Annotated in this window: 24 protein-coding genes, 1 tRNA gene and 1 other RNA gene; 11 read left to right on the top strand and 15 right to left on the bottom strand. The window is 33.8% G+C overall.

The window, feature by feature from the left end:
• Positions 1-339: 339 nt before the first annotated feature.
• A tRNA-Met gene (locus tag AC4PRO_RS13105) sits at positions 340-413 on the bottom strand.
• A gap of 155 nt (positions 414-568) precedes the next feature.
• Here AC4PRO_RS13105 and AC4PRO_RS13100 point away from each other — a divergent pair.
• Both AC4PRO_RS13100 and AC4PRO_RS13095 read left to right on the top strand, forming a co-directional pair.
• On the top strand, positions 569-961 hold the full coding sequence (locus tag AC4PRO_RS13100) for an START-like domain-containing protein (protein WP_074723479.1): 393 nt from the start codon (positions 569-571) through the stop codon (positions 959-961).
• A gap of 57 nt (positions 962-1,018) precedes the next feature.
• Positions 1,019-1,858: an aminotransferase class IV gene (locus tag AC4PRO_RS13095; protein ID WP_492117643.1), complete on the top strand. Its 840-nt coding sequence runs from the start codon at positions 1,019-1,021 to the stop codon at positions 1,856-1,858.
• Here AC4PRO_RS13095 and AC4PRO_RS13090 read toward each other — a convergent pair.
• From AC4PRO_RS13090 to AC4PRO_RS13070, 5 genes are all read right to left on the bottom strand, one after another.
• On the bottom strand, positions 1,855-2,415 hold the full coding sequence (locus tag AC4PRO_RS13090; protein WP_074723481.1) for a YqgE/AlgH family protein: 561 nt from the start codon (positions 2,413-2,415) through the stop codon (positions 1,855-1,857). The genes AC4PRO_RS13095 and AC4PRO_RS13090 overlap by 4 nt on opposite strands.
• A gap of 123 nt (positions 2,416-2,538) precedes the next feature.
• Entirely contained in the window at positions 2,539-2,811 is a 273-nt protein-coding gene (locus tag AC4PRO_RS13085; RefSeq protein ID WP_074723482.1) for an HU family DNA-binding protein, read from the bottom strand.
• Between the two features lie 178 nt (positions 2,812-2,989).
• Complete coding sequence (gene fmt / locus AC4PRO_RS13080) at positions 2,990-3,937, bottom strand: methionyl-tRNA formyltransferase (protein ID WP_492117642.1); 948 nt, start codon at positions 3,935-3,937, stop codon at positions 2,990-2,992.
• The gene (locus AC4PRO_RS13075) at positions 3,937-5,832 is read right to left on the bottom strand and encodes a RecQ family ATP-dependent DNA helicase (protein WP_492117641.1); all 1,896 of its coding nucleotides are present in this window, start codon (positions 5,830-5,832) and stop codon (positions 3,937-3,939) included. The genes fmt and AC4PRO_RS13075 overlap by 1 nt, the downstream gene beginning before the upstream one ends.
• 71 nt (positions 5,833-5,903) lie before the next feature.
• Entirely contained in the window at positions 5,904-6,443 is a 540-nt protein-coding gene (locus AC4PRO_RS13070) for an AAA family ATPase (protein ID WP_074723485.1), read from the bottom strand.
• Positions 6,444-6,595: 152 nt separating this feature from the next.
• Here AC4PRO_RS13070 and AC4PRO_RS13065 point away from each other — a divergent pair, with 152 nt between their 5' ends.
• From AC4PRO_RS13065 to AC4PRO_RS13050, 4 genes are all read left to right on the top strand, one after another.
• Complete coding sequence (locus tag AC4PRO_RS13065) at positions 6,596-6,880, top strand: DUF493 family protein (protein WP_074723486.1); 285 nt, start codon at positions 6,596-6,598, stop codon at positions 6,878-6,880.
• Between the two features lie 92 nt (positions 6,881-6,972).
• The gene (locus AC4PRO_RS13060) at positions 6,973-7,695 is read left to right on the top strand and encodes a DUF4290 domain-containing protein (protein ID WP_074723487.1); all 723 of its coding nucleotides are present in this window, start codon (positions 6,973-6,975) and stop codon (positions 7,693-7,695) included.
• Positions 7,696-7,780: 85 nt separating this feature from the next.
• Positions 7,781-9,094: a UDP-N-acetylglucosamine 1-carboxyvinyltransferase gene (gene murA / locus AC4PRO_RS13055; protein WP_492117640.1), complete on the top strand. Its 1,314-nt coding sequence runs from the start codon at positions 7,781-7,783 to the stop codon at positions 9,092-9,094.
• Positions 9,095-9,113: 19 nt separating this feature from the next.
• A complete protein-coding gene (locus AC4PRO_RS13050; RefSeq protein ID WP_492117639.1) occupies positions 9,114-9,983 on the top strand; it encodes a cation diffusion facilitator family transporter in 870 nt (289 codons plus the stop codon).
• A gap of 83 nt (positions 9,984-10,066) precedes the next feature.
• On the opposite strand, the gene AC4PRO_RS13045 is transcribed toward AC4PRO_RS13050, so the two are convergent.
• Both AC4PRO_RS13045 and AC4PRO_RS13040 read right to left on the bottom strand, forming a co-directional pair.
• Entirely contained in the window at positions 10,067-10,483 is a 417-nt protein-coding gene (locus tag AC4PRO_RS13045; protein WP_074723490.1) for a type II 3-dehydroquinate dehydratase, read from the bottom strand.
• Positions 10,484-10,558: 75 nt separating this feature from the next.
• Positions 10,559-11,122, bottom strand: a complete 564-nt coding sequence (locus AC4PRO_RS13040) for a porin family protein (RefSeq protein ID WP_492117638.1) — start codon at positions 11,120-11,122, stop codon at positions 10,559-10,561.
• Positions 11,123-11,741: 619 nt separating this feature from the next.
• On the opposite strand from AC4PRO_RS13040, the gene AC4PRO_RS13035 reads away from it, so the two are divergent.
• Positions 11,742-12,353, top strand: a complete 612-nt coding sequence (locus tag AC4PRO_RS13035; protein ID WP_074723492.1) for a porin family protein — start codon at positions 11,742-11,744, stop codon at positions 12,351-12,353.
• Between the two features lie 77 nt (positions 12,354-12,430).
• Complete coding sequence (gene xerD / locus AC4PRO_RS13030; RefSeq protein ID WP_492117637.1) at positions 12,431-13,327, top strand: site-specific tyrosine recombinase XerD; 897 nt, start codon at positions 12,431-12,433, stop codon at positions 13,325-13,327.
• Between the two features lie 57 nt (positions 13,328-13,384).
• Here the strand turns inward: xerD and rny are convergent, their stop codons facing one another.
• The 4 genes from rny to AC4PRO_RS13010 form a co-directional block, all read right to left on the bottom strand.
• Positions 13,385-14,947, bottom strand: coding sequence for a ribonuclease Y (rny, locus tag AC4PRO_RS13025; RefSeq protein WP_074723494.1), 1,563 nt, complete (start codon positions 14,945-14,947; stop codon positions 13,385-13,387).
• Positions 14,948-14,996: 49 nt separating this feature from the next.
• A non-coding RNA gene (gene ssrS / locus AC4PRO_RS13020) (6S RNA) lies at positions 14,997-15,106 on the bottom strand.
• A 51-nt stretch (positions 15,107-15,157) separates the two neighbouring features.
• Positions 15,158-15,451, bottom strand: coding sequence for a cell division protein ZapA (locus tag AC4PRO_RS13015; protein ID WP_074723495.1), 294 nt, complete (start codon positions 15,449-15,451; stop codon positions 15,158-15,160).
• A gap of 8 nt (positions 15,452-15,459) precedes the next feature.
• A complete protein-coding gene (locus AC4PRO_RS13010; protein ID WP_492117636.1) occupies positions 15,460-15,750 on the bottom strand; it encodes a coiled-coil domain-containing protein in 291 nt (96 codons plus the stop codon).
• A 177-nt stretch (positions 15,751-15,927) separates the two neighbouring features.
• On the opposite strand from AC4PRO_RS13010, the gene AC4PRO_RS13005 reads away from it, so the two are divergent.
• From AC4PRO_RS13005 to AC4PRO_RS12995, 3 genes are all read left to right on the top strand, one after another.
• Entirely contained in the window at positions 15,928-17,625 is a 1,698-nt protein-coding gene (locus AC4PRO_RS13005) for a M23 family metallopeptidase (RefSeq protein ID WP_492117635.1), read from the top strand.
• 15 nt (positions 17,626-17,640) lie between these two features.
• Positions 17,641-20,109 (top strand): TonB-dependent receptor, encoded by a 2,469-nt coding sequence (locus tag AC4PRO_RS13000; protein WP_492117634.1) that lies wholly within the window; start codon positions 17,641-17,643, stop codon positions 20,107-20,109.
• 117 nt (positions 20,110-20,226) lie between these two features.
• Entirely contained in the window at positions 20,227-20,949 is a 723-nt protein-coding gene (locus AC4PRO_RS12995) for a hypothetical protein (protein WP_492117633.1), read from the top strand.
• Positions 20,950-20,964: 15 nt separating this feature from the next.
• Here AC4PRO_RS12995 and AC4PRO_RS12990 read toward each other — a convergent pair whose 3' ends face one another.
• The 3 genes from AC4PRO_RS12990 to AC4PRO_RS12980 are packed head-to-tail and all read right to left on the bottom strand — an operon-like array spanning position 20,965 to position 23,725.
• A complete protein-coding gene (locus tag AC4PRO_RS12990) occupies positions 20,965-21,666 on the bottom strand; it encodes a DUF2971 domain-containing protein (protein WP_074723500.1) in 702 nt (233 codons plus the stop codon).
• A gap of 2 nt (positions 21,667-21,668) precedes the next feature.
• The gene (locus AC4PRO_RS12985) at positions 21,669-21,848 is read right to left on the bottom strand and encodes a hypothetical protein (RefSeq protein WP_074723501.1); all 180 of its coding nucleotides are present in this window, start codon (positions 21,846-21,848) and stop codon (positions 21,669-21,671) included.
• 47 nt (positions 21,849-21,895) lie between these two features.
• Positions 21,896-23,725, bottom strand: a complete 1,830-nt coding sequence (locus tag AC4PRO_RS12980) for an ABC transporter ATP-binding protein (protein WP_492117632.1) — start codon at positions 23,723-23,725, stop codon at positions 21,896-21,898.
• Position 23,726: the final 1 nt, after the last annotated feature.

Below are 23,726 nucleotides of genomic sequence, written 5' to 3'. Positions count from 1 at the left end.
AATTATTCTTGATACAAATCAGATTTGGAAATAGTCTTGTTTAGTTTGAATGAAATAATTTTATCAAAACTGTTTTATTTATGTAAAATATTAAGATCAAGTAATTCTATCCAAATTATAAATCCGTTCTTTTAAAAAAGGGTATGAGTTTATAAATTATAATACTATTACGAAGACTGAACAGTAATATTCCTGCGGTCTGTAAGGTGTATTGTTCACATTATTAAGGTGATAATACGTTCGTTTTTTGTATATTCGTCACTCCAATTCGTCATGGAGTGACGAATTTATTTAAATGAAAAAACCCTTAAACAGTTGATGTTTAAGGGTTTGTTTTTGTAGCGAGAACGAGATTTGAACTCGTGACCTCAGGGTTATGAATCCTGCGCTCTAACCGACTGAGCTACCTCGCCAAAAGGGTAATGTGCAGCCATCCCTGATTGCGGGTGCAAATATATAAATAATTTTAAAGCAAGCAAGTATAAATCAAAGAAAAAAAAATATTTTTAAAAACGTTTTTTTTATGGCATTATATTCTATATATTCGAAAAAAATATAAATGTAGCTCATGGATTTAAAAGTACGTTACGAAATAGAGTTCCCCATAAACTCTTCTCCTCAATTGTTATATCAATATATTTCGACTCCATCAGGATTGTCGGAATGGTTTGCGGATAATGTAAATTCACGAGGTGAGTTTTTTACGTTTATATGGAATGATTCTGAGGAAAAAGCTAGGCTTGCTTCAAAGAAATCAGGCGAAAAAGTAAAATTCAAATGGGTGGATGGCGACGGTAAAGATACCGAGTACTTTTTTGAACTTCATATTTTAGTTGATGAGCTAACTAAAGATGTTTCATTAATGGTAGTTGATTTTGCTGAAAAAGAGGAGATTGATGAAGCATCACAACTGTGGGAAAATCAAATATCAGACCTTAAACATCTAATTGGATCTGTATAGTAAAAGTGTATATATTATAGCTTACATTTGCCCTAAACTAAATTTAGGGCTTTTTTTATGATTAATTTTAATGGAACTATTGTGTCTCAGGACAGCAATATATTGACACAGAATCGTGCTTTTTTATATGGCGATGCCGTTTTTGAAACGGTTAAAATCGTAAATTCTAAAATTCTTTTTTTAGAAGACCATTATTTTAGGTTAATGGCGTCCATGCGTGTCGTTAGAATGGAAATACCTATGAATTTCACTATGGAGTACCTTGAAGGGCAAATTCTCTCTTTAGCAACTAATAATTCGTTGTCAAACTCCTCTCGAGCCAGAATTACTGTTTTCAGGAATGATGGCGGGTATTATTTGCCTCAAATTAATACAGTTTCTTTTTTAATCCATACTATAGGTATGGAAGACTTCTTATATTCATTCAATCAGGAGAAGTATGAGGTAGATTTGTTTAAAGATTTTTATGTGACGAAGCAATTACTGTCTTCCATAAAAACGACAAATAAAATTCTAAATATTACGGCCAGTATTTTTGCTAGTGAAAATGGATATGACAATTGTTTGTTGTTAAACGATAGTAAGAATGTTGTGGAAGCAATTCAAGGTAATCTATTCATGTTAACCGGTAACAAATTGATTACTCCTCCGGTTTCTGAAGGCTGTTTGAATGGTGTGATGAGAAAACAGGTGTTAGAATTCGCTAAAAAAATGGTCAACTTGGAGGTGGTAGAAGAAGCAATCTCTCCATTCGACTTACAAAAAGCAGACGAATTGTTTATCACAAACGTGATAAAAGGAATACAACCTATAACCAAATACAGAAAAAAAGAGTTCGATATTGTCCTAGCTAAAGTATTATTGGAAAAATTAAACGAAGTGGTAAGTGCTACTTAGTTTAAATAGGGGTTTTCAGGTGCGTTAGACCAGATCATGTAGTCGCCACCTAATTCTAAGATTTGTTCTTTCCAGAAATGTGCAGAGGACTTTCCTATGATTTTATTTTTATAACTATTGGGAGCAACAATCCATGAGTTTGATATCATTTCCAACTCCAATTGATTTTCTTCCCATCCCGTGTAACCTAAAAAGAAACGGATATTATTTTTGTTTATTTTTCCGTTATTGATTAGTGATTTTGTAGATTCAAAATCACCACCCCAATAGATTCCATTAGAAATTTCTATACTATTTGGTATCAGTTCTGGGATATTGTGGATAAAATAAAGGTTGTCCTGTTCTACAGGGCCTCCATTATAGATTTTAAAAGAGGCGTTAATCTCTGGCAGTAGATCATTGATAGTGTATTTCAATGGTTTGTTTATTATAAAACCTACTGATCCTTCTTTATCGTGGTCCGCTAATAAAATGACAGATCTATTGAATGATAGATCTCCAATTATAGAAGGCTCTGCTATAAGTAGTTGTCCTTTTATTAGTTTTTCTGAAATCATAATACCGTAATTTTTTTAATAAATTTAAGAAAAAATAACAGAAATAACCAAATAAAATCGTTTAAAGGCAAAAAAAAACCCTCCATCAGGAAGGTTTTGTATATTAGGTTTGAAAACTTACAATTAGTTTACTGCACCTTCTAATTCTGCACCGGCTTTGAATTTTACAACATTCTTAGCTGCGATTTGAATAGTTTTTCCTGTTTGAGGATTTCTACCGTCTCTTGCTGCTCTTGCTGAAACTGACCATGATCCGAAACCTACTAGAGATACTCTACCACCTGCTTTCAAAGTTCCACTTACATTTCCTAAAAATGACTCTAAAGCTAATTTTGCAGCTGCTTTTGTGATTCCTGCATCAGCAGCGATAGCGTCGATTAATTCTGATTTGTTCATAATAATAGTTATTAATTGTTGGTTATAAAAAATTGTTAATACACAAATTTAGCAGGAAATCCCTTCCTCGCAAGCGTTTTGGTGGATTTTAGTCCGTTTTGTTAATAACTTATTTTTTTTGTTCATAAAACCTCTGTTATTTGTGGTGATTTGTAAAAAACACCCTGTTTTATTGAGGTTAATAGACTTTTGCGTCGGCAGAAAACGTAATCCCATTTAGGAATTCGGGTGTTGTCATCTTCTTTTTACCAGGGAACTGTAAATTTAGAACCTGAATAAACCCATTTTCTACTGCAATTTTCATTTCTTTTTTGGTACAAACCATTATGCCTGTATCTAAACCATGATCTTCATGTACTATTTTAGCATCATAGATTTTCACATTCCATTCTTCCTTTTTATCTGAAAAAATGCACCAGGCGGCTGGGTATGGACTCAATCCTCTTATCAGGTTGTTAATTTCTGAAGCTGATTTTGTCCAATCGATTTTGCAGTTTTCTTTATTTAGTTTAAATGCGGATTTGATGTCAGAGGAATCTGTTTGAATCGTAGTTGTTATATTTCCTTTTTCAATTAGTTCCAAAGTACTTATTACGGTTTCACTGCCTAAGTGCATTAAACGGTCGTGCAAGTGTCCTGCGTTTTCAATCGGGTCAATCTCAATTTCTGAGCTCATAATCATCGCGCCAGTGTCAATCTTGTCGTCAATGAAAAAAGTAGTGACTCCTGTTTTTGTTTCTCCATTTATTATAGCCCAGTTTATAGGTGCGGCACCACGATAATTGGGGAGGAGTGATGCGTGAAGATTGAAGGTGCCTAAGGCAGGCATTTCCCAAACTACTTTTGGTAACATTCTAAAGGCAACAACAATTTGTAAATTCGCATTCAGAGATTTTAGTTCCTCTAAAAAAGATTCCTCTTTAAGGTTTGTCGGCTGTAATAGTCTTAAATTGTTAGCTAAGGCATATTCCTTTACTGCTGAATATTTTAATTTTTGGCCGCGGCCTGCTGGTTTATCGGCGGCAGTAATGACCCCGACAACTGTATAATTGTTTTTGATTATAGTATCCAAAATGCCAACGGCAAATTCTGGTGTTCCCATAAATACGATTCTTAATTTTTCCATTATAGTTTTAAGGTATATTTATTATTTGATTTTATCAATATGCGTTCGCTCTCTAATAGTTGCCGCAACGCAAAGATAACATACTCTGATTTTTTATTTGTTTTATTTTCAATCTCTCTCGAATTTAAATCCTCGATGTTTAATAACGTTATTATTTCTTGTGAAAGACTGAAACTGTCTGTTTTCTTATTTTTTTTAGTAATACAGTAGGAACATATGCCGCAATCAGTATCCGTTTTTTCGCCAAAATAGCTCAGGATCAATTTGCTTTTACAAACCTTTTGTTCACTAATATAATGCAATACCGATTTAAGTTGGTCTTTTTTCAGTTGATTTTGGTTTTCTAAATATTTAGAAACTCTAGAAATCGTCCTTTCATCTTCCCTTATTTCATTAAAAATCAAGGTGGCGTCATTATTTTTTGACTGGTAATCAACAATATCTTTTTCTTTTAATTTTTGCAAAACTGCCAGTACTTGAGCTTCAGTATGTTTTGATTTTTTTGCTATTAATTGTAAATTAAATGCGGTTTGCGTATCATAAATTCCAGCATAGGTTCTAAGGATGGCTAGAATGATTTCCTCGTCGTTGCGATTCAAACTCATATAACGAATTAGTTCTTTGGAAGGAATAATGAACTGCAACATTATTTTTTCTGAAAATTCTTGTGACAGCGTTATAATTCCTTGTCTGTCTAAAAATTGCATGGCATTGTACGTTTTTAGAACGGGAAACTTATATTTTAAACAAAAATGATTTAAATTAAACGAAAATCGTTCGTTAATTCCTTCTCCATATGCAATCTGGAAAAAATTACAAAGTTTATTATACATTTCGTTCAGAAACTTTTTGTCAGGTAGAATTTGGATAAACTGGTTTTCGGCCTGTTTAATATCCGAAGGGTTTGTGAGTAGCACGGCAAATGCTTTTTCGCCATTTCTACCAGATCGTCCTGCTTCCTGATAGTAATTTTCAAGATTTTCTGGTAGTTGAATATGAATTACTGTCTTGACGTCTGCTTTATCGATTCCCATCCCAAATGCATTTGTAGCGACAATAACTTGTGCTTTGTCTTCCATCCAAAGCTGCATATTCTTGTCCTTCTCTCTTGAGGTCAGTCCGCCGTGATAATAAGTGGCTTTAAATCCTAAGGATTGCAATTGTGATGAAATTTCGATACAGGATTTTCTGTTTCGAACATAGATTATTGAGGATTGCGGATTTTTCTTTAGAATTTGCTCGATTCGAAAGAGTTTGTCCTCCACTTCAAAAACCATATAAGCTATATTTTTCCTTGCAAATGATTTTTCAAAAAGCTGCGGTTCTTCTAAACCGAGTTCGTTGATGATATCTTCTTTAACTTTAGGTGTCGCGGTTGCGGTTAAAGCCAAAAAAGGAACTTTAGGAAAATGTGTTTTTAAGTTGGAAATTTTTAAGTAGGCTGGGCGAAAATCATGTCCCCATTGCGATACACAATGTGCCTCATCAATGGTTATCAAATTGATTGGGAGATTTTTTATTCTGTCCAAAATCCAATCTGATTGCAAGCGTTCAGGAGATAAATAGAGAAATTTATAATTCCCAAATTGACAATTATCTAACAGGTCAATCATTTCGTCTGATTTTATTCCGCCTGTCAATGCGATTGCTTTGATGTTTCGCTTTTGCAAATTGGCAACCTGATCTTTCATTAAAGCTACCAAAGGAGAAACTACTAAACAAATCCCTTCGTTCATCATCGCAGGAATCTGAAAGCATACTGATTTTCCTCCGCCAGTTGGCATCAAAGCAAAGGTGTCCTTGCCGCTTAAAACGGAATCAATGATTTCATTTTGTAACGACCTAAAGGAATCGTGTTTCCAGTATTTTTTTAGGATTTGTAATGCTTGTGACATCAATTATGAATTTTGATTACAAATTTCGAATTATAAATCAATGATTCATAGTTCCTGACTCAAACAACTAATTACTTAGAAATTTCATCTAATATAAAAAGAATTCTGTTATCTATAGTGTCTTTGGGAACTTCTGTAAGAGAATAACCATAGCCTTCGTAGGTTTCTATCAGATGATTTTGAATCAATTTAGCTTGTTCGTAGTTTTCATAGCGGGCTTCATCACTCACATAAATTTCTTCCCAGGGAGGAAGAATGAAAATTTTACTATAAACGTGCTCTTTGCAAATCGCATCAAAAGAAGCAGGGTAACTGTCTCCAATATAATGCATGTATGCCAAAACATCAGGAATTCCACGGTCAATAAAAACAACATCATGCGGTTCATTCTGTGCATCAACGAATTGTTTTTTTCTTCCTTCAAGAAGTAGTTCGCTGAACAATAATGGCTTTTCGAGAAATAATTGCTCGATACCTTGTTTTTTTGCCTCTAAGGTTACCTCTCTGGAAATTTCTGGGTAACAACAAAAGCCTTTGCCTATTAATCCATCGATAATAGTACTTTTTCCTGTTCCCGGACCTCCGATAATTACTATGATTTCTTTCTGCACTTTTTGGAAATAAGGCGCAAAAGTACTTAAACTTATTGGAAATCGAAAAAATCATTACCATTAAAATAATAGTTTTCGGGAAAATTTAATAATTGATAATTCGTAATTTGCATTTGAAACCGTATATTTGCTATTATTTTTTTAAATATAAAATGGATAAAAACACCGAAGAGTTTTATACTAGATTAAAAGTAGAGTTGGATATGAGTAATACCTGGCCTGCTTTATATTTGTTTAAATTTATTGTGCCTTCTGAAAATGATAACATTGTTCGAGTAGAACAGGCTTTTGACTGTATGGGCGCCGTTATTAAAACGACAAAATCCAAAACAGGAAAATTCACCAGTATTTCAGTTGATGTTCAGGTTAAGGATTCTCAAGAAGTAGTTGATAAATACCTGGAAGTTTCCACAATTAAGGGTATCGTTTCCTTATAAATAGGAAAAGGACTGTTTAAAGCAAACGCAAATACTTAATTTGTCCGTTCTTTATATCAGGCTGTAACATAGATTCAAAATTAAATTCACTTATGAATTCAAAATACCAAAAAGAAATCGCGAACGATGTCGTTCATCATTTAGAATATAATGCAGAGAGATCGCATCTAATTATTCCTGAATATGGTCGTCATCTGCAAAAACTTATTGAGCAGGCAACTGCAATCGAGGATGCCGAAGAGCGAAATAAAGCCGCAAAGTACATCATTCAAGTAATGGGTAGCTTGAATCCTCATCTGCGTGACGTATTAGATTTTCAACATAAATTATGGGATCAACTTTTTATTATGTCTGATTTTAAATTAGATGTAGAGTCGCCGTACCCAATACCGTCACGTGAAGTGTTACAACTGAAGCCAGACGTGTTGCAATACCCTCAGAATTTTCCAAAATACAGGTATTATGGTAACAACATTAAGTACATGATTGATGTTGCCAATAAATGGGAAGATGGGGACATGAAAAATGCGCTTGTTAAAGTGATTGCAAATCATATGAAAAAATCCTACTTAAGTTGGAACAAAGACACCGTTAAAGACGATGTTATTTTCGAACATTTATTCGAACTTTCGGATGGTAAATTGAACATGATTCAAAGTACAGAAGAATTGATTAGTACAACGGATTTATTGCGAACGAACAAGCGAATATCTAATAAGATTTTGCCGGTTGGCCAACCAAAAATTCAAAGTAATAAAAACACAAAAACGGGCAAATCAAAAACATATACAAAAAACAATAATAATCAGAAATAGTGATGCTTTAAATAGGATACGGGATTAATTCTCTAAATATTTCCGTTTCAGTTTTAATGTATCGCGCAAATCTTACTACAATCATATGGGAATTTTCAAAATAGAAGGAGGCATTCGACTAAAAGGAGAAATCACTCCACAAGGGGCAAAAAATGAAGCATTACAAATTTTATGTGCAGTTCTTTTAACTCCTGAAAAAGTAACAATCAACAATATTCCAGATATTATTGATATCAATAAATTGACAACACTTTTAGGGAATTTAGGTGTAAAAATCCAAAAAAATGGTCCTGGTTCTTATACTTTTCAAGCTGACGATGTTAATGTTGACTATCTTGAAACAGAGGCATTCAAGAAAGAAGGAGGATCACTACGTGGTTCTATTATGATTGTTGGTCCATTTTTAGCTAGATTTGGAAAAGGATACATTCCAAAACCGGGCGGCGATAAAATTGGAAGAAGAAGGCTAGATACACATTTTGAAGGTTTTATTAACTTAGGCGCAAAATTTCGTTACAATAGAGAAGATCATTTTTATGGTGTTGAAGCTCCAGATGGCTTGACGGGAGCTAATATGCTCCTTGACGAAGCTTCTGTAACTGGAACAGCAAATATCGTTATGGCTGCTGTACTGGCAAAAGGAATAACAACGGTTTATAATGCTGCTTGTGAACCTTATTTGCAACAGCTTTGTAAGATGTTAAACTCTATGGGTGCTAAAATTACTGGAGTTGGATCAAACTTATTGACTATTGAAGGCGTTGAAAGCCTTGGTGGATGCGAGCATAGAATTCTCCCTGATATGATTGAAATTGGGAGTTGGATTGGATTAGCCGCAATGACTAAAAGTGAAATTACTATTAAAAATGTCAGTTGGGATAACCTGGGAGTAATTCCAAGTACATTTAGAAAAATTGGTATTACATTAGAACGTAGAGGAGATGATATTTATATTCCGTCGCATGAAAATGGATATGAAATAAAAACAGATATTGACGGTTCTATTCTTACTATTGCCGATGCGCCTTGGCCAGGATTTACTCCTGATTTATTGAGTATTGTTTTGGTTGTGGCAACGCAAGCAAAAGGAGATGTTTTAATACATCAAAAAATGTTTGAAAGCCGACTGTTCTTCGTCGATAAATTAATCGATATGGGTGCAAAAATTATGTTATGTGATCCACATAGAGCGGTAGTTATGGGGCACAATTTTGAATCGCAATTGAAAGCGACAACCATGTCTTCTCCAGATATCCGTGCGGGAATTTCTTTATTGATTGCGGCGCTTTCAGCAAAAGGAACAAGTACGATACAAAACATTGAGCAAATTGATCGTGGTTATGAAAGAATTGACGAACGATTAAGAGCTATAGGCGCAAATATTGTTCGTGTTGAATAAAAAAATGTAACAACAAGTAATGACGAATGAACAAACTGCTGTAAAAGCAACTTATTTTAGTATTATTGGAAATACCTGCTTAGCCCTTATTAAAGGAATGGCAGGTTTTTTTGGCAATTCATATGCCTTGATTGCTGATGCGATTGAGTCCACGACTGATATTTTCGCATCATTTTTAGTATTGTTTGGAATTAAATATTCTAATAGACCAGCAGATAAAAATCATCCATATGGACATGGTCGAGTTGAGCCATTAATCACCTTTATAGTGGTTGGTTTTCTGATTACTTCAGCTACCATTATCGCTTATGAGAGTATTTCAAATATTCAAACAACACATGATTTGCCTAAACCATGGACGCTTTTTGTGCTTGGAGCAATAATTATTTGGAAAGAATATTCTTTTCGGTTGGTTATGAAAAGGAGTATAGAAACCAATAGCTCGTCATTAAAGGCAGATGCTTGGCACCATAGAAGTGATGCAATTACTTCTGTTGCAGCTTTTGTAGGGATCTCGATCGCTCTATTATTAGGAAAAGGATATGAATCTGCAGATGACTGGGCAGCACTTTTTGCTTCAGGATTTATTCTGTTTAATGCGTATCTTATTTTTAGACCGGCACTTGGGGAAATTATGGATGAACATGTATATGATGATCTAATTGAGAAGATTAGAGAAGTGTCGCATCAAGTGGAAGGAATTATTGATACTGAAAAATGTTTCATTCGAAAAGCAGGTATGAAATACCATGTAGATTTGCATGCAATTGTAAATGCTACAATTACTGTAAAAGAAGGACATGATTTAGCGCATAAATTAAAAGATACCTTGCGGGAAAAATTACCCGAACTGGGTCATGTTTTAATACATGTCGAGCCTCATAAGTAGCGTTTAAAAGAGAAAAATAAAAAAAGGAGTCGGGATTTTAACCCGACTCCTTTTTTTGTTCTGTGCTGTCCTGAAAACACCAACTATTTTATAAATGATACTATTGCCAATTCGTAGCTTTGTAATCCAAACCCTAGGATAACTCCTTTAGCATTCCCTGAAATATAAGATTGATGTCTAAAACTTTCACGCGAATAGGTGTTCGAGATGTGGACTTCAATTACAGCAGTGGTTATCGCTTTCACAGCATCTCCTATGCCTATCGAAGTATGCGTATAGGCGCCTGCGTTTAAAATAATTCCGTCATAGGTAAAACCATATTCTTGGATTTTATCAATCAATTCTCCTTCAATATTACTTTGGAAATAGCTGAATGCTATAGTTGGGAATTTTATTTGTAAAGAGGTAAAATACTCTTCAAAAGTTGTGCTTCCGTATACTTCAGGTTCCCGTTTTCCTAGAAGGTTGAGGTTTGGGCCATTGATTATGCAAATTTTCATAGTTGCTGTTTTTGTAAAAATAAAAAAACCGTTCCAATTAAAGAACGGTTTTAATAAAATTAGTGTTTTATTCTTCTAGAAAAGGAATCCAGCAGAGACTTGAACTACTGAGTTTTTTACTTGTGCATCCTTAGAGGCATCTGTTAACCCTAAACTGTAACGGCCTTGAAGGAAGAAATTCTTAGTGATTTTGAAACCAAGTCCAGCATTAGCAGCAAAATCAAATGTAGTAGCATTGTTGACATCAAAATTATTTCTTTCGCTTAATAAGAAAGAAGCCTGCGGGCCTAGTTCTAGGCTAACCACTTTATTCAAATAAATTTTGGCCATAACTGGAACTGATAGATAGCCCACTTCATTTTTAAAATCATCTACAGCATTTTTATAAGTTGCTCCCACTGTAGAGTAAAGTACCTCAGGTTGTATCGAGAAACTGTCTGCGAGTTTTATTTCGGCTACTAAACCAGCGTGATAACTTGTAATGGCAGAGGTTTGATAGTTATTACTATTTATGGTGATATCTGAGCCATTTTGATTGGCATAGTTTAATCCACCTTTAATTCCTATTTTCACTAATTGTGCCTGAACGGAAGCAGTCATAGCAATTAACGCTACGACAGCTAAGATTGTTTTTTTCATAAAATGGTATTTAAGTAATAATTTGTAATTTGAAGTTTCAATTTATAACACTTTAATAGTATAAATATTGCCCTTCACTTTTCTTTAATTTTTTTGTTGTTATAACAATGTCCGTAATTCAAATATGGTGCCGTAAATTTTAAATGGTTGTTATTGCTTATTGCAGGAATCAAAAAGAGCAGCGGATTGATTGTATCTAATGTTGTAATTGTATGAGTATACTTTTGTACAAACTATACTATTCGTATAAACCTTATGTTAGAAATGTCTTATGACCTTCTTAGCTTAGTGGCAAAGAACTCTATTTTGTGGGGAATAAGAGTGTGAAAATTCTATGTTTCAATTTTCCTCAAGCTGAGAATTGTATTTTTAGGTTCTAAAAAACAAAATTAAAATAAGTTAAAACTTGTTAAATTAATCAATTTTAATTTATAATTGAATATCACTAAATATAGTGAGAATACCTTTCGTAAGTTTTTAATTTTAAGGTTATTATAGTTCGTAATTGTTTTTTATTTTTGTAGTTTTTGGATGTTTAACTTATTCTGTTAGTATAAATTTTATTTGTTTTAACAAGAATATTTATATATTTGCATTTCAAAAATTAAATAAAAATAAAATAAAAAAAATTACATTAACAGTTGCGGCTGTACTTGCTTTTGCATTTTCTAATGCACAAACAACTAAATTCGGTATTAAAGGTGGATTAAATGTTTCAAATTTTTCTGGAGATGTAGAAGATAATTCTGCACTAGTTGGTTTTAATGTAGGTGGTTTTGTAGAAATTAAAGTTTCTGACAAATTTGCTGTTCAACCTGAATTATTGTTTTCTACTCAAGGTGCAAAAAATGAATTTACTGAGCCAGGGGGCTATAAAGTTGATTCAAAATTAACTCTAGGATATATAAATGTCCCAGTGATGTTAAAATATTATGCAGCTGAAAAATTTAGTTTAGAAGCTGGTCCACAAATTGGATTTTTAGTTAGTGCGAAGTCAAAAGCGGATATAACTGATGGAGGTACTACAGTTACAGTAAAGGAAGATTCAAAAGATCAATTTAAGTCAATTGATTTTGGGATGAATTTTGGTGCTGGATATGATTTCACAGAAAATTTATCTGCTGGTTTAAGATACAATCTGGGATTGTCTAACATTGCTGATGTAGAAGCTGGAGATGATTTTAAATTGAAAAACAGTGTATTTTCAGTATCTTTAGGATACAAGTTCTAATTCATTTAGATTGTAAATATTTAAAACCTCCCAATTGGGAGGTTTTTTTATGCGTATAAAATGCGTTAATTTGTAAAATGAATTGGAATTCGTATATCAAAAGTTATCAATCCTATCTAAAAATAGAACGTGGCTTATCAAAGAATACTATTGAAAATTATTCTTTTGATATCGAACGATTGTGCTTATTTCTTAGTGAAAATAAAATTAAAGTTTCGCCACTTAAGATTGAGGAGGAGACGATTCAGCAATTTATATATGCAGTATCAAATCAGGTTAATCCACGTTCGCAGGCACGAATAATATCAGGACTAAAAAGTTTTTTTGGGTATTTGATTTTTGAAGATTATCGACTCGACAACCCTTTAGAACTAATTGAATCGCCCAAAACAGGTAGGAAGTTGCCAGATACATTATCAGTTGATGAAATTGATGCGTTGATCAAGGCGATTGATTTGAGTTCAAATGAAGGAGAGCGCAATCGTGCTATGCTAGAAACCCTCTATGGTTGTGGTCTTAGGGTTTCAGAATTAGTTTCCTTAAAAATTTCCGATTTATTCTTTGAAGAGGGTTTTATTAAAGTCACTGGGAAAGGAAATAAACAACGTTTTGTACCTATTGGGGCCTTAGCTCAAAAATACATTCATATCTATAAAGACACCATCAGAATCCGTCTGAATGTAAAGAAAGAACATGGTGATATTTTATTTTTGAATAGAAGAGGAAGCCAACTCACAAGAGCGATGATTTTTACCATTATCAAAGATTTGGCGGTTAAAATAGACTTACATAAAAAAATAAGTCCACATACCTTTCGTCATTCTTTTGCGACTCATCTTCTTGAAAACGGTGCCGACTTGCGTTCCATTCAGTTGATGCTTGGACATGAATCAATTACTACAACAGAGATCTATTTGCATCTGGATAGGAAATTTTTAACGGAAGTGATTAATAACTTTCACCCCAGAAAATAAAAAATTCCAAAAACCATTTGACTGGAATTTGGAATTTTGATATTGGAAATTAAAGTTTTACTTAGCAATATTTACTGCTCTTGTTTCTCTAATTACTGTTACTTTAACCTGACCTGGATAAGTCATTTCAGTTTGAATTTTTTGTGAAATTTCAAAAGAAAGGGTAGCTGCGTTATCATCAGATACTTTTTCGCTTTCTACAATAACTCGTAGTTCTCTACCAGCTTGAATCGCATAAGCATTTTTAACACCAGTGAACCCGTAAGCTACTTCTTCTAAGTCTTTCAAACGTTGAATATAAGAATCTAATACTTGTCTTCTTGCACCCGGTCTTGCACCTGAAATGGCATCACAAACTTGGATAATTGGAGACAATAAAGATTTCATTTCTATTTCATCGTGGTGCGCTCCGATAGCATTACATACTTCTTCTTTTTCACCATATTTTTCAGCCCATTGCATTCCTAATAAAGCGTGAGGTAAATCGCTTTCTGCATCTGGCACTTTACCGATATCATGTAATAAACCAGCTCTTTTAGCTAATTTTACATTCAGACCCAATTCAGCTGCCATGATTCCACAAAGTTTAGAAACTTCACGGGAGTGTTGTAATAAATTTTGTCCGTAAGAAGAACGGTATTTCATACGTCCCACTACTTTTATTAATTCAGGGTGTAATCCATGAATTCCTAAATCGATAACGGTGCGTTTTCCAACTTCGATAATTTCATCGTCAATTTGTTTCGCTGTTTTAGCAACAACTTCTTCAATACGAGCAGGGTGAATCCGTCCGTCCGTTACTAGCTTGTGTAAAGCTAAACGTGCAATTTCTCTACGTACAGGGTCAAAACAAGATAGGATGATAGCTTCTGGTGTGTCATCTACAATGATTTCTACTCCTGTTGCTGCTTCCAGTGCTCTAATGTTACGCCCTTCACGGCCAATAATTCTACCTTTAACATCGTCAGATTCTATGTTAAAAACAGATACACAGTTTTCTACTGCTTCCTCTGTTCCAACTCTTTGGATAGTGTTAATGATGATTTTCTTAGCTTCTTGCTGTGCCGTTAACTTAGCCTCTTCAATTGTGTCTTGAATATGAGACATTGCTTTAGTCTTAGCTTCAGCTTTTAAACCTTCTACTAACTGATTTTTAGCGTCCTCAGCAGATAATCCTGAAATTACTTCAAGTTGTTGTAATTGGCTTTTATGTAGTTTATCAACTTCTACTTGTCTTTTGTCTAAAACTTCAATTTTAGCAGTGAATTCCGTTGTTTTTGCTTCAAAATCGTCGTTGACTTTCTTAACCTTAGATAATTCGTTAGAAACTTGGGATTCTTTGTCTCTAATTCTTTTTTCTACTTCAGCTACTTTCTTGTCTCTAGTCAGAATTACTTGTTCGTGTTCTGATTTAAGTTCAATGAACTTTTCTTTTGCCTGAAGGATTTTATCTTTCTTTATGTTCTCAGCTTCAAGATTGGCATCTTTTAAAATAGATGAAGCTTCTTTTTTTGCGCTTTTAATAAGATTAGAAATATTGCTTTTTTCTATAATTTTAGCGATTCCAAAACCCGCTGCAATACCTATAATTCCTGAAATAACGATCGTTAATATGTCCATGTTTGTTAAAATTTATATATAAAAAAAGCCTACATTAGGTTGATTGAATAAACTCGAAAATGACAAGTTTTGAGCTAACTCACTGTTCAAGTTTCCTCGCCTAGGCGTGGCATGCTTTAGTAGTGATGATTTGCTCATTCTAAATTATTAGTGTTGAGTTTACCAAATGTGAACTAATGTAGGCAGTATCTTAGTTTCTGTAAAGAACGTTTAATTGTCGAGATATTGATCTAAAAGCGCATTCAATTTTTTAATTCTTTCAATAGTTTCCTCTCCATTGATAGTATTATCTATTTGTTTTTGTTCTACTTGAGAAGCAAATTGCAAAGCGCACATGGCTAAGACATCTTGCTTGTCTCGTACAGCATAATTTTCTTCAAACTGCTTCATCATCACATCAATTTTTTTAGAAGCACTTCTAAGTCCTTCTTCTTGAAAAAGTTCTACCGTTAATGGATAGACTCTGTCTGCAATTGATATTTTAATTTTAAGCTTTTCGTCCATATTTTTTACTAATCAGATAGCTGTGCTATACAGTAATCAATTTCCCGAATTAATGAATTTATTTTAAGCTTTGTATCTCTTTTATTATCGTCACTGCCTAATAATGAATTGGCAATCTTAAGTGTTTCATATTGCGATTTTAGCGCTTCAATCTCATTTGACTGAGTTTGTATGATGGTTGCAGATTTTGTTAATTCGGTTTTTAACTCTTGGGTGTTTTGATCTAAACGGTTTATTTTTAGAATTAGTTTTTCAACTTTGTTTTCAAGAGTATCAATTATTTCTGCAATTACACTCATTATTTATCCTATTCATTACTTAATATTACAAATTTAGTATTACTTTTTATTATTACAATATATTATTCGTTTTTTTATTATAAAATAATCAAATTGTTGTAATGTAAATGGTTACAAAATGTATTATTTTATAAAGGAGAACAAATTACTTTTTTTATCTTAGCAAAAATGTATACCATGAGATTTTTATTTTTTTTTCTATTGTTTTCGGGGGCTGTTGTAGCACAAACGGAATATCCAAAGGACTATTTTAGTGCTCCTCTCGACATTCCTATGCAACTTTCAGGTAATTTTGGAGAATTACGTCCCAATCATTTTCATGCGGGTTTTGATTTTAGGACGTTGCAGCGTGAAGGCTTGAACGTACATGCTGTTGCAGATGGGTATGTATCGAGAATAAAGATTTCGACCTTCGGGAATGGTAGGGCGATTTATATAACGCACCCCAATGGGTTTACTTCTGTCTATTGTCATTTGCAAAAAGGAACTGATGCCATAGAAAGTTATATTAAAAAGACGCATTATAAAGAAAAATCATTTGAAATAGAAATGTTTTTGAAGCCGAATGAGTTGGTCGTCAAAAAAGGCCAAACCATTGCGTTATCTGGAAACACGGGATCTTCAGAAGGTCCGCATTTGCATTTTGAATTTCGCGACAGCAAAACAGAGAGAATTATCAACCCCATGTTGTTTGGTTTTGATAAAGATATTAAAGACACTAAAAAACCATCGGTTTCAGCAGTATATGTTTATCCAGTTGACGGTAAAACTTCGGTAAACCAATCGAAACGTCCGTTATTATTGAACTTGTCCTTGCAAAAGGATGGTAGTTATCTTGCGAATAAGGTGGTCGCTAATGGTAAAATAGGTTTTGGGATCACAGCTGCGGATTATGATAATGCATCAGGGAACAGGAATGGAATTTATAAATTGCAGTCCTTCTTGAATGGAAAGCCTAGTTTTGGTTATCAATTAGACACCTATTCATTTGATGATATGCGTTATGTAAATGCCTTAATGGATTATCGAAGATATAAAACAACTTCACAAAGGGTACAGAAACTATTTATGGTGAATCCTTATAAATTAAGTTTTATAGAAACAGATGATGCAAATGGTGTTGTTACAGTACGCCCTAACTTAACGTCTGTTTATCGAATTGAAGTTTCGGATTTTATGGGGAATACAACGACAATTTCTATTCCTATTAGTTATGATTTATCGTCAACCATTGTAGAAAAGGAGACTGTGGTTTCTAATTATTTTGTAAAGGTAAATAAGGACAACAATTTTGCTAAAAATAATATGTCAGTTTTCTTTCCTGCCGGAACTTTTTATGAAGATTTTGATATGAATTTTGATGTTAAAGACGACATTTTATATCTTCATGATGAGACAATTCCTGTACACTCTAATTTTACAATTACGATAGAGGATAATAAATATACAGATAGTCAAAAGGAAAAAGTATTCCTTGCAGATATTAGTAAAAGTGGGAGAGTAGGCTATAATAGTACGTCTAGAAAGGATAACGTATTTACGGCTAGAGTACGATCCTTAGGTAAATATACCTTGGCAATGGACACTACTGCGCCATCAATTACTATTGGTAGATCTATTGAAGGTAAATGGTTGAGCACGCAAAAAACAATTCAACTTTCAATACATGATGGTGGTTCAGGAATAAAGAGCTATAATGGGTATTTAAATGGGAATTGGATTTTATTCGAATATGATAATAAAACAAGAAAAATTACACATGATTTTAGTGACGGAGTTGTGGCGGAAGGCGCAAATGATTTAAAAGTCGTTGTCACGGATAATGTAGGAAATTCTACTATCTTTGAAACTCAGTTTTTTAGAAGTCAAAAATAATAATATACGGACATCTTGAGTATTACTAAAATATTTTTTGTTTTTATCACTTTGTGGGTTAGTTTGCCTTCGTTTGCGCAATCCGCGCGGGTAAAGGGAGTTATTCTCGATAAAAATAATAAGCCAGTAGAGAATGTAAATGTTACGGTGGCGGGAAGTAGAACAGAATCTAATGAAAACGGGTTTTATCTTATCAGAATTCCTGTAAATCAAAAGGTAGCAGTTGTTTTTACTCATGTTTCTTTAAAAAAAGCAACCGTCTATCTTACATTAAAAATAGACGAAGACTATGAGTTCAACTTGGTTATGAATGACCGGGAAGAGCAAATGGGCGAAATTATCGTCACTACGAACAACAAGAAGCAAGTTCAAGGAATTACTACTATTGAACCTGAGGTTATTCGGAAAATTCCCGGAGCCAATGCCGGTATAGAAAATATTTTAAAAACACTTCCAGGAGTTAATTCGAATAACGAACTGAGTACGCAATATGCCGTACGAGGTGGGAATTACGATGAGAATTTAGTTTATGTAAATGATATTGAAATTTATCGCCCTTTTCTAATCCGTTCTGGACAACAGGAAGGGCTGAGTTTTACCAATACTGATTTGGTTCAAAACGTAGAATTTTCGGCGGGTGGTTTTCAAGCAAAATTTGGGGATAAATTGTCTTCCGTATTAGATATTACGTATCGAAAGCCTACACAATTTAGAGCTACGCTTGAAGCGAGTTTTATTGGCGGAAGCCTGTCAGTAGATGCCATTTCGAAAAATAAAAAATGGACAGCAATTACCGGAGTTCGCTATAGAAACAACAGTCTTTTAGTAAAGAGTCAGGATACACAAACTAATTTTACGCCAGCCTTTGTTGATGTACAAACGAATATTAATTATCAGGCTTCGCCAAAATGGCAATGGAGTTTTCTGGGGAATATCTCGCAAAATAAATACCAATACCAGCCCTTAACACGGGAAACCAAGTTTGGAACCATAGATAATCCAATGGCGCTTACGGTATATTATGAAGGACAAGAAAAGGATAAGTACGATACCTATTTTGGTGCCGTTAAAACAACTTTTAAAGCTACAGAGAACTTTACATTAAAGTTTATTGGTTCTGTTTTTCATACTTTGGAACAAGAACATTTTGATATTTTTGCTCAATATCGTTTAGGCGAAGTGGATTCAAATATTGGATCAGAAACCTATGGAGACGTTGCTTTTACCCGAGGTATTGGTAGCCAACTCAATCATGCTCGAAATGATTTGGATGCATTAATCGTAAATACCGAAATAAAAGGATTCCATGATTGGAGAAAAAATCTATTGGAATGGGGCGTTAAATATACCCGTGAATCGATTCGGGATAGAGTAGTGGAATGGGAAGTAATTGATTCAGCTGGTTTTTCAATAAACCCACCGATTATTAATTTACCTAAAAATGACCAACCTTATTCATCTTATGCTGGGCCATTGGTTCCTTATCAGAATGTACGAGCTACTAATTTCAATACAATCAGTAGATTTTCTGGTTATGGGCAATGGAGTAGAAAAGATAAGATAGGCAGTAGTGAAGTTTGGTATAATGCGGGAGTGCGAATCCATAATTGGGAAGTTACAGGCGAGAATGTTATCAGTTCTTCCAAAACTGTCGTTAGCCCTAGAGCGCAGTTTGCCATAAAACCGGATTGGGAGAAGGATATGGTTTTTAGGCTTGCAGGAGGCGTGTATCATCAACCACCATTCTATCGAGAACTTAGAGATGCTGCCGGAGTGGTTCAGCCTAATGTAAAAGCGCAACAATCCATTCATTTTGTATTAAGCAATGACTATAGTTTTAAAATGTGGGATCGTCCTTTTAAACTCGTTTCGGAGTTGTACTACAAGTCGCTTACAGATGTGAATACTTATACAATTGATAACGTTAGGATCCGTTATGCCGCTTCTAATGTAGCCAAAGGATATGCGCAAGGATTGGATTTTAGGTTGAACGGAGAATTTGTTCCTGGAACAGAATCTTGGTTTAGCTTTGGTTATCTTAAAACAGAAGAAAATAGCGAAAACAAAGGCTATATCGACAGACCTACAGATCAGAGATTGAAATTCGGACTTTTATTCCAGGATTTTATGCCTAATATTCCAAGTGTTAAAATATATCTGAATTTGGTTTACAATACAGGATTGCCTGGAGGTTCTCCTTCGTATGCTGATCCGTATTTGTACCAAAATAGATTAAATGATTATCGTAGGGTAGATGTAGGTTTTTCAAAAGTGCTGCTTGATAATACTGTAGGGAAATCAAAAACAAATTGGCTGGGGAATTTCAAAGAGCTTGCGATAGGATTAGAAATTTTTAATCTGTTTAACAATCAAAATGCAATTACGAATACATGGGTAAGGGATGTTTATTCTAAAAGCGAATATGCAATTCCAAATTATATGACCACACGTGTTTTTAATGTTAAGTTGAGTGCTAGATTATAGAGTAAGACTAGCTGTCACTTTTGGTTAAGTGCTCGGTTTATCATATAATTTAGTTATAAATATCAGAACCATTTTTAAAATTCATTACATTTGGATTTATTTTAATAGTACATCATCATGAAAAAATTACATATAGCCTTATTAAGTATTACCGTTTTGCTTTTAGCCAGTTGTAAGCAAGAAGTGGAAAAGCCAAAAGTTATTTATGATGCTACTAATAAAGGAAAAGGAATCTCTAAAGTGGATTCTACTCAAGTGGCCATTTCTGATTTGCCTATTCAGATGGAAGGAACAGACTATTTAATTCATCCAGTAGGAGATTTGAGAGTGTATGAAAGAGGTACAAAAGCAAGATATGGCTCTTCGAGTGTAATTGATTTGAGTTTTACGATTTCTAACTATGGAGAAAATGAGATTACGGGCTATTTGCAAAATTTAAAGTTTCAAAAAACCGATTCAGATTCAATACGTCCTTTAACAGATAAACCTGCTTTGATTCAAACCGCGACCTATTTAAAGTCTGTTGCTGATAGAGCTAAAAGACAAATTATGGTGTACACCATGTTTGATACGGATACGAATAGGGACGGGAAATTAGATAGCAGTGATATTAAATGCTTGTACTTAAGTGATATTAGCGGCAAGCGATTTACAAAAGTTTCTGAGGATTTTCAGGAATTGATAGATTGGAATTTAATCGATTCTAAAAGCCGATTGTATTTTAGAACGGTTGAAGACACAAATAAAAATGGACAGTTTGATAAAAGTGATGTGGTGCATTATAATTATATTGACCTGTCATATAATGAATGGAAAGTAATCAATTACGAGCCCATTTAGAATAAAAGCGTAACGCTAAATCAAAATATCACTCTCCAAATCTGATTTTTCAATGGTAAAATCAAAGCCAAGTTGCTTAACTAATTGGATGACTAGATTTTTATACCAGTTTTCTGATTTTGGGTGAATGTAGATTTTATCAATCAGTTGACTCAGGTCGACATTGATTTTTAATCCATCATTTAATGTAATGTTGCTTTCGGCTACGTCTGATATAATACGGACTTCTCGCTCGTACTGAAAGCTTTTTCTTTTGAACAAAAAAGGGAAAAACATATCGTCAAAAGGGATGTATTCCTTTTTGTAATCGATATAATTCACTTCGCCAATATACTGTTTGAAATTATTTTCGGGAGCAAGGGCCTTTTGCAACCGACCAATGGTAGATTGTATGGCAATTCCCTCCGTGTTTTGCGTGAATATTTGCCACATAGCAAAGGATTCATATTCATTGATGTGCCAGCTACTGACGGCTACTTTTTCACGATGTATTTTGTAAAACTTTAAAAAATCAGGATTGTCAATCGATAATTTTCTGATTTCTTCAAAAGTAGGTTCGCTAAATGTACCTTCATATTGATCCTCAAATTTATCAGAGCGCGACATGAAAAGTTTTTTGGACATTAATAAATCCAAAAACTTAGACAGATCCAAATACTTCCAGACAATAGTGTCAGGATCTTCTGGAAGTTTTATATTTTGGTTGTTGAGATACATTTTTAAATAGATTTTGGAAATCGCATGGAATATTGACCAACAAAAAAAGCAATTAGAATCCAAATTATAATAAATTTAGAAATATGCTCTTGTACAATATACTCTCCGAAAATATAATTGAAAGCAAATATTGAGCAAACAGAAACTATTAAAAACAGCATTCCAAAATATTCTCTTTTCATGTTATTTATTTTAAAAGTCTAAATTAAAACTAGTTATGGTTGAGTTATTATTCAAATGACTGCAAATTAACTAATTTATTATACATTCCATTTAATGCAATTAATTCGTCATGGTTCCCTTGTTCTACTATTTTTCCTTTTTGCATCACTATAATAGTATCTGCTTTTTGAATGGTCGAAAGTCGGTGCGCAATCACAATAGAGGTTCTGTTTTGCATCATATTTTCCAAGGCCACTTGTACAAACTTTTCGCTCTCGGTATCCAAGGCCGATGTAGCTTCGTCCAAAATCATAATTGGAGGGTTTTTCAAAACGGCACGGGCGATAGAAAGTCTTTGTTTTTGACCACCAGAAAGTTTGTTACCACTGTCTCCAATGTTAGTGTGAATCCCTTTTGATAACTCACTAACGAATTCATAGGCATTAGCAATTTTCAAGGCCTCGATGATTTCGTCATCTGTAGCATCCGGTTTCCCTAATGAAATGTTCGCTTTAATTGTATCATTAAATAAGATGCTATCTTGCGTAACCAGTCCCATTAATCCACGAAGCGATTGTAAGTTCATGTCTTGTATGTTTATGCCGTCGATACTGATCGTACCGTCGTTGACATCATAAAAACGGGTCAATAGATTAGCAATGGTGCTTTTCCCGCTGCCTGATTGTCCTACAAGTGCTATGGTTTGTCCTTTTTTAACTTGAAGCGAAAAATCTTTTAAGACATTCTCGTCTTCATATTTAAAGTTGATATTTTTGATGGTAATATCCGATTCAAACGTGTTTTTTACAATAGCATCTTCTTTGGATGTAATTTCGTTTTCCACTTCTAGAACTTCAAAAACACGATCTGCAGCTGCTAATCCGTTTTTTACGGAATAAGATGCTTTAGAAATCGCTTTTGCCGGAGTAAGAATATTAAATGCTAACGTCAAATAGACAATAAAAGCAGATCCGTCTAAGGTTTTTTCGATAAGAACTAAATTACCACCATAAAAAAGCAAAACGGCTATTGTAGTTACTCCCAGAAACTCACTTAATGGCGTGGCTAAATTATTCCTACTTCCTATACTATTCGTTAAGTTTAATAAGCGCGTTACTGAATCATGGAACCTAGTTTTAAAATTAGGCTCGGCATTGTAACTTTTAATCACTTTCAATCCTCCTAAAGTTTCATCGACAATAGAGATTAAGAGTCCACTTTCTTTTTGAGCTTGCAGTGATTGAGCTCTTAGATTTTTGGCTAACTTAGAAATAATCCATCCCGAAATAGGCATGAAAATCAAGACAAATAAAGTTAGTTTTGTACTGATGATAAACATCGTTGCTAATGCAAAAATAATAGTCAGCGGTTCTTTTACAACTAGTTCTAAGATTGAAAAGAACGAATTTTGAACTTCGTTGACATCGCCAAGCATTCGAGCCATAATATCTCCTTTTCTCTTTTCAGAATAGTAAGAGATAGGTAATTCGATGATTTTATTATACATTGACTTTCTTAAATCTCTTAAAACACCATTCTTAAGGTGCATAATATGATGTGATGCCAAATAGTTGAATAAGTTTTTAAGTAAAAATGTAGTAATTACCATTAAAACAACAAATAACAAGGCAACTTGAATGCTATTATCTTTTGTTAATGATGAAATTTGAAAATACATATAATCAGTACCAAACTGTTTTATATTTCCTATTCCACTATAAACTGGTTTAGTGAGTACCGCTCTTGTTTTTCCAAATAGTACTTCAAGTACTGGGAGAAGCGTAAGCATAGAAATAGTACTAAACAATGCGTATAAAACATTGTATACCACATTCCAGATGATATGCGACTTATACGGTTTAGTATAAGGAAGTAATTTTAATAAACTTTTATCCATT

Source organism: Flavobacterium sp. DW-iso2, from assembly GCF_058725285.1.
This window is presented reverse-complemented; position numbering and strand designations above follow the sequence as displayed.

Excerpts from the sequence above, each read along its gene's own strand:
- fmt (WP_492117642.1), bottom strand. The coding sequence starts at position 3,937 with ATGGAAAAATTAAGAATCGTATTTATGGGAACACCAGAATTTGCCGTT.
- AC4PRO_RS13010 (WP_492117636.1), bottom strand. The coding sequence starts at position 15,750 with ATGAGTGTAATTGCAGAAATAATTGATACTCTTGAAAACAAAGTTGAA.
- AC4PRO_RS13100 (WP_074723479.1), top strand. The coding sequence starts at position 569 with ATGGATTTAAAAGTACGTTACGAAATAGAGTTCCCCATAAACTCTTCT.
- murA (WP_492117640.1), top strand. The coding sequence starts at position 7,781 with ATGGGAATTTTCAAAATAGAAGGAGGCATTCGACTAAAAGGAGAAATC.
- rny (WP_074723494.1), bottom strand. The coding sequence starts at position 14,947 with ATGGACATATTAACGATCGTTATTTCAGGAATTATAGGTATTGCAGCG.
- AC4PRO_RS12990 (WP_074723500.1), bottom strand. The coding sequence starts at position 21,666 with ATGTATCTCAACAACCAAAATATAAAACTTCCAGAAGATCCTGACACT.
- AC4PRO_RS13085 (WP_074723482.1), bottom strand. The coding sequence starts at position 2,811 with ATGAACAAATCAGAATTAATCGACGCTATCGCTGCTGATGCAGGAATC.
- AC4PRO_RS13015 (WP_074723495.1), bottom strand. The coding sequence starts at position 15,451 with ATGGACGAAAAGCTTAAAATTAAAATATCAATTGCAGACAGAGTCTAT.
- AC4PRO_RS13075 (WP_492117641.1), bottom strand. The coding sequence starts at position 5,832 with ATGTCACAAGCATTACAAATCCTAAAAAAATACTGGAAACACGATTCC.
- AC4PRO_RS13045 (WP_074723490.1), bottom strand. The coding sequence starts at position 10,483 with ATGAAAATTTGCATAATCAATGGCCCAAACCTCAACCTTCTAGGAAAA.
- AC4PRO_RS13050 (WP_492117639.1), top strand. The coding sequence starts at position 9,114 with ATGACGAATGAACAAACTGCTGTAAAAGCAACTTATTTTAGTATTATT.
- AC4PRO_RS13090 (WP_074723481.1), bottom strand. The coding sequence starts at position 2,415 with ATGATTTCAGAAAAACTAATAAAAGGACAACTACTTATAGCAGAGCCT.
- AC4PRO_RS13005 (WP_492117635.1), top strand. The coding sequence starts at position 15,928 with ATGAGATTTTTATTTTTTTTTCTATTGTTTTCGGGGGCTGTTGTAGCA.
- AC4PRO_RS12995 (WP_492117633.1), top strand. The coding sequence starts at position 20,227 with ATGAAAAAATTACATATAGCCTTATTAAGTATTACCGTTTTGCTTTTA.
- AC4PRO_RS12985 (WP_074723501.1), bottom strand. The coding sequence starts at position 21,848 with ATGAAAAGAGAATATTTTGGAATGCTGTTTTTAATAGTTTCTGTTTGC.
- AC4PRO_RS13060 (WP_074723487.1), top strand. The coding sequence starts at position 6,973 with ATGAATTCAAAATACCAAAAAGAAATCGCGAACGATGTCGTTCATCAT.
- AC4PRO_RS12980 (WP_492117632.1), bottom strand. The coding sequence starts at position 23,725 with ATGGATAAAAGTTTATTAAAATTACTTCCTTATACTAAACCGTATAAG.
- AC4PRO_RS13095 (WP_492117643.1), top strand. The coding sequence starts at position 1,019 with ATGATTAATTTTAATGGAACTATTGTGTCTCAGGACAGCAATATATTG.
- AC4PRO_RS13065 (WP_074723486.1), top strand. The coding sequence starts at position 6,596 with ATGGATAAAAACACCGAAGAGTTTTATACTAGATTAAAAGTAGAGTTG.
- xerD (WP_492117637.1), top strand. The coding sequence starts at position 12,431 with ATGAATTGGAATTCGTATATCAAAAGTTATCAATCCTATCTAAAAATA.
- AC4PRO_RS13040 (WP_492117638.1), bottom strand. The coding sequence starts at position 11,122 with ATGAAAAAAACAATCTTAGCTGTCGTAGCGTTAATTGCTATGACTGCT.